The sequence below is a fragment of the Methylophaga sp. genome (assembly GCF_030651745.1).
On sequence record NZ_JAUSCC010000062.1, the window covers coordinates 50384 to 63115 of the forward strand.

Genomic DNA, 12732 nt, shown 5'->3' on the forward strand with positions numbered 1-12732 from the left:
TTAGGGAAAGCGGTTATTGTGCGGCTAAAAGCGGTTGCAGTCCATGCCAAACCATTTCCGGTGTCAGCTCGGTCATACACACGGGTTCACCATTGCGTGAAGCTGGCAGCGGGCATTTACGTTTATAACAGGGCGCGCAGTTAAACTCGCTGACCAGATGCTTTTGATGTTTGCCATAGGTGCCAATCAGCACCGTATCAGTCGCACCATATAAGGTTAATGTTGGTGTTCCGGCGACTGCGGCAAGATGTGCCAGTCCGGTATCACTGCAAACGGCACCTGCCGCGCGATGCATGATGGCGGCAATTTCATTCAACCCTAAACGCGGCAAGGCAAAAGCCATATCATCGACTGAGGCGATCTGCTGGGCGCGTAGATATTCTTCGTTATTGCCGCAAGGCAACAGCACCGCATAGCCTTCGGCTCGCGCCTGAAATACCAATTGCTGCCAGAAGTTGATGGGCCAGAGCTTGGTCAGCCAACTGGCATTATGCACAAACATCAAATAGCGTTCTGGTAAGGCAAAATCGAGTTCTGGTAATGGATATTTACTGAAATTCGCGGCGTATTTGGCAGGTGTTTTGGGCAGCGGATAACCCAAAGCCTGGGACAAGATTTGTCGCATGCGATCTACGGCATGCTGCTGCGGATTAACGCTGATCGGATATTGATAGGCCAGATGGGCCGGGCGTTCACGACAGGATTCCTTATCCAGGCCATACACCGGTCCGCGGCGTAATTTACTGACCAGCGCACTTTTCAGATTATTCTGCATATCCACGACAGCATCATAATCATCCAGATTCAGTTCACGATAAAACTGCCGTAATTCACCACCTGTCAGCGTTTGCCATGCGGATTTTTTCCAGCGACGATGTGAGGTGGTGATGACTTTACGGACATTGGGATGCCACTTGGGCACTTCGGCAAACGCTTCATCGACTACCCAGTCAAATTCAATACCCGGAAAGGCTTTGGCCGCATCGGTTAATGCCGGTAGCGCATGCATTAAATCGCCCATGGAAGTGAGCTTGATGATTAACACTTTCATAAACGGAAAAACGCCTGATGGAATAACATCAAGCGTTTAGCAAAGTATTTAAAGACAGTGGGTTGTGGCGATGCTGTTGCAGAATTTTCAGAAACGCATCGGGATTTTTAATCTGTGTCATTTCGCCTTCACGCGGGAACAGCTGATCCTGCAACCGTGATAACCAGAAGCGTAAAGCTGCTGCACGGCAAACCAGATTCCAGTTGGACTGTTCGGCCTCGTTTAATTGACGGCGTTGCAGATAGGCATTCATCAAACGCTGATAGCGTTCGTTATCAATCAGGCCATTTTCGTTAACGCACCAGTCATTAACAGCAACGGCCAGGTCGTAAATCAGAAACTCATCGCAGGCAAAGTAAAAATCAATAATGCCTTGCAGTTGGTCGTCCACAAACAAGGCGTTATCACGGAATAAATCCGAATGAGTAACGCCCCATGGTAATTCCAGATCACTGTAATGTTGTTGAAAATCCAGCTCGGCCTTGAGCATGTCTGCCTGCTCTGCAGACATATGCGGCAACAGGGTTTCAGCCATCGATTGACGCCAGTCTGCACCGCGTTGTGTTGCCCGGCGATGTTTAAATTTCTCTCCCACCAGATGCATTTGCGCCAGCATATCGCCAATCGCTTCGCATTGTCCCAGTGTCGCAATGTCATCCACTGTATGTCCTGCCAAACGCATAACTAACGCTGCCGGACGGCCACATAAGGATTTCAGGTAATTACCCTGCTTGTCTTCAGCAGGATGGGCGGAAGGAATGCCATGCTTGAAGAAAAACGTCATGACTTCAAGAAAATAATCCAATTCGGCAAATTCATGCTGCTCAAACAGGGTAAGCACAAATTCGCCCTGATCGGTGGTCACAAAATAATTGGTGTTTTCGATTCCGGCAGATATGCCCTGGTAATCAATCAGATTACCAACCGCATACTCGCCGATGAACGCAATTAATTCATCGCGCCCGACTTCGGTATAAACAGACATGAAAATCTCAGTTAGCGGGAGTGTTTGTTACCATTGAAACAGGATCCAGTTCGGCACTTCCGGATTGGCAAGGTTATGCTTTTTGGTTTCCAGTGAACCATCACCATCGGTATCCATCAGGTAATACGCTGGGCCGATATCAGGAGTAATTTTGATCATGTAAAGCTGACCGTTGACGCGGTATTCTTCGATGGTGCGATCTTCTTGCTGAATGATGGTAATTTCAGGCTCGATGCTTTCGCCATCCTGCAACGGTGGTGGAATTACTGGAGGTGCAGTCAAGTCTGGACCGGCAGCCCAAGCACTTGCTGTGATCATCACGCTGATTGCGCATACAATGGCGAACGGTTTAAACATGACTTTAGCTCCACTAAATTTCCGATAAAGATAGCATTTCCGCTACGATGATAAAAGCAATCTGTTTGCCACTTTTTTCAGGCCTTGTGAACTATGACTCAAACTGCACCACTTATACTCGTTGATGGCTCTTCTTATTTGTATCGCGCTTATCATGCGATGCCGCCATTGACCAACAGCGACGGTGAATCCACCGGCACCATTTATGGTGTTATCAATATGCTGCGTAAATTGATCCGCGATTATCAACCGGAACATATGGCCGTGGTGTTTGATGCCAAAGGCAAGACTTTCCGAAATGATCTGTATGCCGAATACAAAGCAACACGCCCGCCAATGCCGGATGATTTGCGCGAACAAATCGCGCCTATTCACGAAATCGTTAAAGCCATGGGCTTGCCATTGTTGTGTATTGATAATGTTGAAGCCGACGATGTGATTGGCACACTGGCAAAACAGGCCACCGCAGCCGGTATTGAAACCGTTATTTCCACCGGCGACAAAGATATGGCACAACTGGTCAGCGAGCACGTGACGCTGGTCAACACCATGAACAATACTAAAACCGATATCGCCGCAGTGCAGGAAAAATTTGGCCTGACACCGCAGCAAATTGTCGATTATCTGGCGCTGATGGGTGACAAGGTGGATAACATCCCTGGTGTTGACAGTGTTGGCCCGAAAACCGCGACCAAACTGCTACAACAATACGGCACATTGCAGGGCGTTATCGAACATGCCGATGAAGTCAAAGGCAAGCTGGGCGAGAAGTTACGTGCGGCAGTCGATGATTTACCACTGTCTTATCTGCTAGCCACTATCAAAATGGATGTCGAGCTGGATTTCACGCCTGAAACATTGGATATGCAACCAGCTGACAACACAAAACTGGCAGAGCTGTATCGTCGTTATGAGTTCAAAAGCTGGCTTCAGGAATTAAACTCTGCACCAGTAACTGCAACTGCGTCGCCAACAAAAACCGATGAGCCCGCGACAACAACAGAAACTCATTACGAAACCATTCTGACCCAACAGCAGCTCGATAACTGGTTGGATAGACTCAAAAAAGCCGATTTATTTGCTTTTGATACCGAAACCACCAGCCTCAATTATCTACAGGCACGAATTGTCGGGATGTCATTTGCGATTAAGGCTGGCGAAGCAGCCTATCTGCCATTGGCACATGATTATCCGGGAGCGCCCGAACAGCTGGATTTTGATGCCACACTGGCTTTGATTAAACCTTTGCTGGAAGATCCAAAAGCACTGAAAGTTGGCCAGAATCTGAAATATGATCGGCATATTCTGCTCAACCATGGCATTGATTTGCAGGGCATTGCCCATGACACCATGTTGCAATCCTATGTGCTCGACAGCACCGCCACCCGCCATGATATGGATTCTCTGGCAGAAAAATATCTGAACCGCAGCACCATTCATTTTGAAGACATCGCCGGTAAAGGCAAAAAACAACTGACGTTTAATGAAATCGGTCTGGAAGAAGCCGCGCCGTATGCCTGTGAAGATGCCGATATCACCTTGCAACTGCATCACATCCTGTGGCCCAAAGTGCAGGCGATTCCGTCCTTGGAAAAAGTGTATCGTGAACTGGAAATGCCGTTGCTGCCGGTGCTGAACACACTGGAACGTAATGGCGTGCATATCGATATTTTTATGCTGCAGCAACAAAGCGATCAGCTGGCGCTAGATATTGATCGGCTGGAAAAAGAGGCCCATGTTTCGGCTGGCATGAAATTCAATTTAGGCTCACCAAAGCAATTACAGGAAATTCTCTACGATCAACAGCAATTGCCAGTTCGTAAGAAAACTCCGAAAGGTCAGCCATCTACCGCTGAAAATGTGTTGCAGGAACTGGCTGATGACGGTTATGAACTGCCGCAAATCATTATGAATTACCGCAGTTTAAGTAAGCTGAAGTCCACTTACACCGACAAACTGCCACAACAGGTCAATCAACAGACTGGCCGTGTACACACTTCTTATCATCAGGCCGTCACCGCCACCGGACGATTATCGTCTTCCGATCCGAATTTACAGAATATTCCGATCCGTACCGAAACTGGCCGTAAAATCCGTGAAGCATTTGTGGCTGGCAAAGGTGCCAAGATTCTCGCAGCCGATTACTCGCAAATCGAACTGCGCATCATGGCGCATTTATCCGGCGATAAAAGCCTATTGACCGCCTTTGCTGAAGGCGAAGATATTCACCGCCATACTGCCGCCGAGATCTTTGGTGTTGCTGCCGAAAATGTCACCGGCGATCAACGCCGCAGTGCCAAAGCCATCAACTTTGGTCTGATCTACGGCATGTCAGCCCATGGTTTATCCAAGCAACTCGGCATCGAACGTCATCAGGCCGCCAAATATATGGACACCTATTTCGAACGCTATCCCGGTGTCAGAAATTACATGGATAACACCCGTGAGCAGGCCAAAAAAGATGGTTACGTCGAAACCATTTTCGGCCGCCGTTTATATCTGCCGGAAATTAACTCCAGCAATGGCCTGCGCCGCCAATACGCCGAACGCACCGCGATTAACGCTCCGATGCAAGGCAGCGCGGCAGATATTATCAAACGCGCAATGATCTCCATTCATGACTGGCTGCTCAAAGCCGACACTGGCATCCGCATGATCATGCAAGTACACGATGAATTGGTGTTTGAAGTACCCGATGATCAACTTGAGCTGGCCAAGAAAGAAATTGAACAGTTCATGATCAAAGCTGCTGAACTCAAGGTGCCGTTAGAGGTAGGGATTGGGGTTGGGGATAATTGGGAACAGGCGCATTAATTGATTAATTAACCACATAGACACTGAAGGCGCGGAGCTTTAAAAGCGATTTATCCGCAGATTACGCAGATGGACGCAGATTTTTAGATAGAAATTAAGAAGGGATTTAGAAAAGGGCACAGATCCCAAAGGCTTCCCTTGAATCCCCTTTTGTGTTGCCGGAAAAAATGGTTATCGCAGGATTAGAAATCGGAATGTTTGAGCGAAGCGAGTTTTTTCGATTTCCCTGCGATGGCCATTTTTTTCGGGGAGCCGTAGGCCAACACAAGGGGTGCCTTTTCTTTTGGTTCGTTTTCTTTGGGCAAGCAAAGAAAATGAACTCGCCCTAAGGCGAAATTATGCTCTTCCCTAAAGTAAGCAGATCTTTCGCTCTCGCGAGTCAGGGGCTTGCGTGCCCAAGCCCCTAACAACCCAAGGGCACCCCTTGTGCTGGCCTGCGGCTCCACTGCGTTGCTCGATTTATCTGGGGATTGGTCAAAACTCGCTGCGCTCAGACACTGACCAATCCTTATCCAGATAAACCTGCGCTACTCGTCAGCACAAAAGGGGATTTAGGAAGCAACCTCTGAGTTCTGTGCTCTATAGCTAATACAGTTCTCAAGAACGCTTTTTAGCCCGAGGATGCGCGGCATCATAAACCTTCGCAAGGTGCTGAAAATCCAGATGGGTATAGACCTGCGTGGTGCTGATATCTGAATGTCCCAATAACTCCTGCACGGCCCTCAAATCACTGCTGGATTCCAGCATATGCGAAGCAAATGCATGTCGCAGTCGATGTGGGTGAACATGCTCAGAGATACCGTGTTTTTTCCCCCAGAAAGCTAAACGTTGCTGAATGGAGCGTACCCCAAGCCGTTTGCCCTGTTGGGTAGTGAATAATGCGGGTTGTTGATACAGGCCGTTCTGGTCGCGTTTATCAAGCCAGGTTTTAAGCGAATCAATGGCTTTACCACCAATCGGCAAAATCCGCCCTTTATTGCCTTTACCGGCTATCACATGCACCAGTTGCTGGCCGAAATCGACATCACGTAAATCGAGCGCTGCCAGCTCTGCCAGTCGCAAACCGGAAGAATAGAATAATTCCATAATCGCCCGATCCCGACAGGCGACAAAAGTATCGGCCGGGGTGCTGTCGAGTAGTGAATTCATCTGGTCTACATCGAGGGTTTTCGGTAAGCGTTTTTCGGCTTTGGGGGCTTGTACGGATTGTGCTGGATTATGATCGACCAATCCTTCTTTGAGCAGATAGCGATAAAAACTGCGAACAGCTGACAGTAAACGATGAATACTGCGGGCACCTAAACCTTGGCGATGTAGCCGAGCAATAAACAGTCGGATATCTGCGGGTTTGAGTTGTTGCCAGTCATTAAATGATTGCTGCTTACAATATTCAACTAACTGCTGACAATCGCGCTGATAATTAAGCACAGTATGCGGTGAAACCCGGCGCTGTTGCTCCAGATACTGCAGAAAATCCTGCAGCGGTGTTTGCAGCTCAGCTGTCATTATGTCCGTGGCAGAAACGGCGCATTAACCGCATAAATACTTCGCCGAGAAAGCTCAGATATTCGGTGCCCATATCGGCATGAAAACGATTGGCATCACTGCTGGCAATGGCCAGTAAACCGGCGCAAGGCGTGTGCCCTAACGGTAAACAGGCTACCGAATGCACTGCTTCGGCCTTTTCACCGAACAGTAATTGTTTCTGCGCTTTGGTGAGTCGACCACAAACCGGCTGCTGTTTTGTCAGAATATGATCAAAGGCTTTCAGCTTGCTGTCATCGGCATGCAGCTCGGCAATATTGGCTTCAACCGGGGGTAACTTCGGTTTTTGATCGCCACTGTAAAACAGTCTTAATGCCACTTCGTCGGCAGAGAATTCTTCTTGTAACTGTTGAATCAATGTGGCCAGCAGGCTTTGCAGATCCTGACAATCCATCAACCGCAGACAGAGTTGGTGTACGCGCTGTTGCAGCGCGGCATTGCTATGTGCGTTATCAATCAAGGCATGCAATTGATCATGCAAATGCTGATTTTTTTGACGCAATTGCTCTCGCTGTCTTTGAGCCAGCGAAATCGTGCCTGCAGGTGTTTTTTCGAATTCCAGCTCAGACAATAGATCCGGCTGATCGATTAAAAAATCTGTGTGCTGCCGTAAAAATTCACTGACTTGTTCAGCGCTTACAGATTGTTGAGTGTTGCCCACGCAATTTCTCCATCAAATACATGTTGTGCCGGTCCGGTCATCCAGACTGAGGCTTCTTCATCCGGCCAGCTAATTTCTAATGTGCCTCCGGGTAATAACACACTGACCTGGCGACCCAATAAACCACGACGAATACCACTGACCACCGCCGCACAGGCACCGGTGCCACAGGCCGTTGTCTCGGCTGAACCACGTTCATAAACCCTGAGTTTGATATGTTCATGGTCAATCAGTTGCATAAAACCGACATTGACCCGCTCAGGAAACTGTTTGTGGTTTTCTATTTTTGGACCCAATTCACCGACCGGTGCTTTATTTACATCATCAACCAATAAAACGGCATGGGGATTACCCATAGATAGTGCTGCTATCTCGACCTGTCGACCAGGCTCGACCACCAGCATATAGGTATTGCTGGCTTCAGCTGTTTGGAAAGGGATTTGTTCTGGTGAAAAGCGTGGTTTGCCCATATCAACACAGACCTGACCATCCACCTGCAAGGTCGGATAAATCACTCCAGAAGCAGTTTCCACAGCGATTGAATCTTTGTCGGTCAGCCCATTGTCACGAACGTAACGAGCAAAACAACGTGCGCCATTACCGCATTGGGATACTTCTCCGCCATCGGCATTAAAAATCCGGTAACGGAAATCGACATCTTTCATATCGCTGTTTTCTACTAACAGCAGTTGATCACAACCAATACCGACATGCCGATCGGCCATAAAACGGATTTGCTCAGTCGTCAGCTGCACAGACTGATTGATGGCATCAATGACCACAAAATCATTTCCCAGGCCATGCATTTTGCTGAATTTCAACATATGGTTAATCCTGCAGTATCTGCTCACCGGCATAAAGACTTTCAACCGACTCTCGTTGACGCGCAACATGCATGGTTGCGCCATCAACCATAATCTCTGCTGCCCTTGGCCGTGAGTTGTAATTGGAACTCATGGTAAAACCATACGCTCCAGCAGAACGGATCGCCAATAAATCTCCGCTTTGGATTGCCAGACTCCGATCTTTGCCTAAAAAGTCGCCGGTTTCGCAAACTGGACCGACAATATCAAAGTTTTGTTCGGCCTCACCAACACGAGGCTTAACCGCTTCAATCGCCATCCAGGATTGATATAAGGCCGGACGTAATAAATCATTCATTGCCGCATCGACAATGGCAAAGTTTTTGGCTTCAGCGGCTTTAATATATTCCACTTTGGTCAGCAAAACGCCGGCATTACCGGCAATCGCTCTGCCAGGTTCCAGCATGATTTCCAGATCGCGATCTTTTAACTGTACTTGCATGGCTTTAGCGTATTCAGCCGGAGTTGGTGGTGTTTCGTCGCGATAACAAATGCCCAATCCGCCACCAATATCCAGATGTTTAATGGTAATACCCTGCTCGGCCAGCGCATCAATCAGCGCCAACACCCGATCCAAAGCATCAACAAATGGTGAAACTGAAGTCAGCTGGGAACCGATATGACAATCTACGCCAATCACCTGCAGATTCGGCAATGCGTTCGCCTGTTGATAAACAGCCAGTGCATCATCAATGGCAATACCAAATTTGTTTTCTTTCAAACCGGTCGAAATATACGGATGCGTTTGCGCATCGACATCGGGATTGACCCGGATAGAGATCGGGGCAGTTTTGCCAAGGCTGACCGCAACTTCACTGATGCGCTGTAACTCTGGAACTGATTCAACATTGAAACAGCGGATTCCGGTTTTCAGTGCATAGGCAATTTCTTCAACGGTTTTACCAACACCGGAAAATACTGTTTTCTCTGCTTGACCACCAGCCGCGATGACCCTTGCCAGTTCACCGGCAGAAACAATATCAAAGCCAGAACCTAATCTCGCCAGCACATTCAGCACGGCAAGATTTGAGTTGGCTTTGACGGCATAACAGACTAAATGTGGATAGGCACTGAAAGCATCATCAAAGGCTTTCCAATGTTGTTCGAGTGCTGCTCTGGAATAGACATAGGTCGGTGTGCCGAACTGCGCCGCTAATTCTGTGAGCGATTGCTGCTCAGCATGCAACTCACCGTCTTTTTGTGTGAAAAAATCTTGCATGTTTTTAGGAAACCTTCACTGTGTATGCTTGACCTTCAGGTAGGTATAAATCCCCCTTCAAACCGCATGAAGCCAGTATTGACATGGTACACAGAACAAGAGCCAGAACTTTCCAGCCAGGTATTTTTCGCATGATGTCTTCCCCGATGCATTAATGGCAGGCAGTATACACAGGAATATCCGCGACAGGCCCACATTGGAAACTAGAATTTATTATTTAACTTACATACTATTAGCGCTATTGAATCTAGGCATTATATTAAGGAATCCCGTCCAGTAATGGCAAATATGACAGCACCAATCAGACTAAGCGGTCTTGCTAGGCGACTAGTAAGTGAAGGGTTGCTGAGTGAAGAACAGGCACAGACTGCCCAGGTGACGGCCAAACAGGCTTCACAATCCTTCGTGACCTATCTTGTTAACAACAAATTACTTAAAAGTGATGTGATAGGCGCCATTGCCTCTCAAGAGTTCGGCGTGCCACTGTTTGATCTCGACAGCATGAACATGGAGCTCGCTCCAACCAGCCTGTTTCAGGAAAAATTGATTCGTCAGCATAATGCTCTGCCGTTATTTCAACGTGGCAAACGTTTATATGTGGCGGTGTCTGATCCGACTAATCTGCAAGCTCTCGACGAATTCCAATTTAATACCGCACTCAACACCTACCCTGTTCTTGTTGATGAACAAAAATTATCGGTCACTATCGAAAAAGCCCTGGATAACAAAAATCAGGTTTTGGATGATTTTGATGATGCCGAACTGGATGATATTGATTTAGGCCCTGATGATGATGGTGATCGCGGCTCGGAACTCACTGACAAGAATATTGATGACACACCGGTTGTCCGATTTATCAATGGTATTTTGACTCAAGCGATTAAAGCCGGTGCATCGGATATTCACTTTGAACCTTATGAAAAGAAATACCGGGTACGGGTACGTATTGACGGCATTCTGCATGAAACCAAAACCGCACCGGTTGCTTTAGGTGGACGTATTGCCGCTCGTATCAAAGTATTGTCGCGAATGAATATTGCTGAACGCCGTGTCCCACAGGATGGTCGGATGCGACTCAAAGTATCCAAATCCAAAGCCATCGATTTTCGTGTCAGTACCTGCCCGACGTTGTTTGGTGAAAAAATCGTTTTACGTATTCTGGATCCGACCAGTGCTCAGCTCGGTATTGATGCATTGGGATATGAAGAAGATCAGAAAAAAATCTTCCTGGAAACCATGCACAAACCTTATGGCATGGTGCTGGTAACTGGTCCGACAGGTAGTGGTAAAACCGTTTCGCTGTATACCGCACTGAATATTCTCAACACAGATGATCGCAATATTTCTACCGCAGAAGATCCGGCGGAGATCAATCTTCCAGGTATCAATCAGGTCAATGTGCATCCGCAGATTGGCTTGGGATTTACTGAGTGTTTAAGAGCCTTCCTGCGTCAGGATCCCGATGTCATCATGGTCGGTGAGATCCGCGATCTGGAAACAGCCGAAATCGCCATTAAAGCCGCACAAACCGGGCATATGGTGTTTTCCACATTGCATACCAATGATGCGCCACAAACTCTTACCCGTCTGGCCAATATGGGTGTACCTGCTTTCAATATTGCTTCTGCGGTCACCTTGATCATTGCCCAGCGTCTGGCACGTCGGCTTTGTCAGCATTGCAAAGCGGCGGAGACCCTGCCAAAAGAAACCTTGATGGAAGAAGGTTACACTCCCGAACAAATTGCGACAGATTTCAAAGTTTACCGTGCTGTAGGTTGCGAACATTGCACCGAGGGGTATAAAGGACGGGTCGGTATTTATCAGGTGATGCCAATATCCGATGCAATGGGCCGGCTGATCATGGAAGGTGGTAATTCCATGCAATTAGCGGATCAGGCAAAAGCTGAGGGCATTGCCGATTTGCGTACCTCTGGTCTGAGAAAAGTGATGGCCGGATTAACCAGTCTGGAAGAAATTAACCGCGTCATTAAGGAATAAACCGTGGCCACAGCAAGCAAACCTAAAAAAGCCGATCTGCCTACATTGTTTATTTGGCAAGGCACCAACAAATCAGGCCGTAAAGTCAAAGGTGAGCAAGCTGGTGAAAGCGTTCAGGCTGTTCGCGCCGATTTACGCCGCCAGGGTATTACGCCTGGCAAGGTGCGCCGCAAGCCCAAAGATTTATTTGCTCCACGCAAACCCAAAATCAAACCAGTTCATATCGCGATTTTCAGCCGAATGCTGGCGACTATGATGTCATCTGGTGTACCGATGATGCAGTCACTGCAAATCATTGGTGAAGGCCATGAAAATGCCAGCATGCAGGAAATGATTCTGTCGATTAAAGCGGATGTGGAATCCGGTACCAGCCTGGCGGAGTCGTTAGCCAAATTCCCGTTACATTTTGATGATTTGTACATCAGCCTGATTAATGCCGGTGAACAATCCGGTACGTTGGAAGCCTTGTTACATGAGATTGCAACCTACCAGGAAAAAACCGAAGCACTGAAATCCAAAATCAAAAAAGCCTTGGTTTACCCGACTGCCATTATGGTTGTAGCGTTTATTGTAACGGCCATTTTGATGATCTTTGTTATTCCACAGTTTCAGGCATTATTTACCGGTTTTGGTGCTGACTTACCCGGTCTGACCAAAATGGTTATCAGTATTTCGCAGTTTTTCCAGGATTTCTGGTGGTTAATCTTCGGCAGCATTATTGGTTCGGTAATGGGCTTTATGGCGGCCCGCAGACGTTCGCGCAAGATCCAGCACTTTATGGATCGAATGCTGTTAAAACTACCCGTCATTGGTGATGTATTAACCAAAGGTGCGATTGCCCGTTTTGCCAGAACCTTTTCGGTCATGTTTAAAGCTGGTGTACCGATGGTGGAAGCCATGACTTCGGTAGCCGGGGCCACCGGTAATATCGTATATAACGAAGCCACTCTGGAAATGCGTGATGATATTTCCACCGGTACTCAGTTAAACAAAGCCATGACCGATACCGAGCTGTTTCCCAATATGGTGGTGCAGATGGTGTCTATCGGTGAAGAATCCGGTTCACTGGATGCCATGCTCGCCAAAGTAGCCGACTTCTTTGAACGTGAAGTAGATGATGCAGTAGATAACATGACCGCCTTAATGGAGCCATTTATTATGGCTTTCCTCGGTGTGCTGATCGGTACGCTGGTTATTGCCATGTACTTGCCGATTTTCAAACTCGGCGCCGTCGTTTAA

12 protein-coding genes are annotated in these 12732 nt (G+C 47.7%); 3 read left to right on the forward strand and 9 right to left on the reverse strand.

What is annotated here, in order from left to right:
* Nucleotides 1-13: 13 nt before the first annotated feature.
* The 3 genes from waaC to Q7V21_RS07640 are packed head-to-tail and all read right to left on the reverse strand — an operon-like array spanning nt 14 to nt 2393.
* The gene (gene waaC / locus Q7V21_RS07630; RefSeq protein WP_304916710.1) at nt 14-1051 is read right to left on the reverse strand and encodes a lipopolysaccharide heptosyltransferase I; all 1038 of its coding nucleotides are present in this window, start codon (nt 1049-1051) and stop codon (nt 14-16) included.
* Between the two features lie 28 nt (nt 1052-1079).
* Nucleotides 1080-2036, reverse strand: a complete 957-nt coding sequence (locus tag Q7V21_RS07635; RefSeq protein WP_304916711.1) for a homoserine kinase — start codon at nt 2034-2036, stop codon at nt 1080-1082.
* 27 nt (nt 2037-2063) lie between these two features.
* Complete coding sequence (locus tag Q7V21_RS07640) at nt 2064-2393, reverse strand: DUF2782 domain-containing protein (protein WP_304916712.1); 330 nt, start codon at nt 2391-2393, stop codon at nt 2064-2066.
* Between the two features lie 93 nt (nt 2394-2486).
* On the opposite strand from Q7V21_RS07640, the gene polA reads away from it, so the two are divergent.
* Nucleotides 2487-5207, forward strand: a complete 2721-nt coding sequence (gene polA / locus Q7V21_RS07645) for a DNA polymerase I (RefSeq protein ID WP_304916713.1) — start codon at nt 2487-2489, stop codon at nt 5205-5207.
* A 182-nt stretch (nt 5208-5389) separates the two neighbouring features.
* On the opposite strand, the gene Q7V21_RS07650 is transcribed toward polA, so the two are convergent.
* The 6 genes from Q7V21_RS07650 to Q7V21_RS17900 all read right to left on the reverse strand — a co-directional run bounded on the left by Q7V21_RS07650 (nt 5390) and on the right by Q7V21_RS17900 (nt 9628).
* Nucleotides 5390-5653, reverse strand: a complete 264-nt coding sequence (locus Q7V21_RS07650; RefSeq protein WP_304916714.1) for a hypothetical protein — start codon at nt 5651-5653, stop codon at nt 5390-5392.
* 151 nt (nt 5654-5804) lie between these two features.
* Nucleotides 5805-6701 (reverse strand): tyrosine recombinase XerC, encoded by an 897-nt coding sequence (gene xerC, locus Q7V21_RS07655; RefSeq protein WP_370654052.1) that lies wholly within the window; start codon nt 6699-6701, stop codon nt 5805-5807.
* A 1-nt stretch (nt 6702) separates the two neighbouring features.
* Nucleotides 6703-7413, reverse strand: a complete 711-nt coding sequence (locus tag Q7V21_RS07660; RefSeq protein ID WP_304916716.1) for a DUF484 family protein — start codon at nt 7411-7413, stop codon at nt 6703-6705.
* Nucleotides 7389-8237, reverse strand: a complete 849-nt coding sequence (dapF, locus tag Q7V21_RS07665) for a diaminopimelate epimerase (protein WP_304916717.1) — start codon at nt 8235-8237, stop codon at nt 7389-7391. Before dapF ends, Q7V21_RS07660 begins: the two co-directional genes overlap by 25 nt.
* Nucleotides 8238-8241: 4 nt before the next feature.
* Nucleotides 8242-9495, reverse strand: a complete 1254-nt coding sequence (gene lysA, locus Q7V21_RS07670) for a diaminopimelate decarboxylase (protein WP_304916718.1) — start codon at nt 9493-9495, stop codon at nt 8242-8244.
* 4 nt (nt 9496-9499) lie between these two features.
* Nucleotides 9500-9628, reverse strand: a complete 129-nt coding sequence (locus tag Q7V21_RS17900; RefSeq protein WP_370654051.1) for a lipoprotein — start codon at nt 9626-9628, stop codon at nt 9500-9502.
* A 146-nt stretch (nt 9629-9774) separates the two neighbouring features.
* Between Q7V21_RS17900 and pilB the strand changes: the two genes are divergently transcribed.
* Together pilB and Q7V21_RS07680 are read left to right on the forward strand one after the other, a co-directional pair.
* Nucleotides 9775-11493 (forward strand): type IV-A pilus assembly ATPase PilB, encoded by a 1719-nt coding sequence (pilB, locus tag Q7V21_RS07675; protein WP_304916719.1) that lies wholly within the window; start codon nt 9775-9777, stop codon nt 11491-11493.
* A 3-nt stretch (nt 11494-11496) separates the two neighbouring features.
* Entirely contained in the window at nt 11497-12732 is a 1236-nt protein-coding gene (locus Q7V21_RS07680; RefSeq protein WP_304916720.1) for a type II secretion system F family protein, read from the forward strand.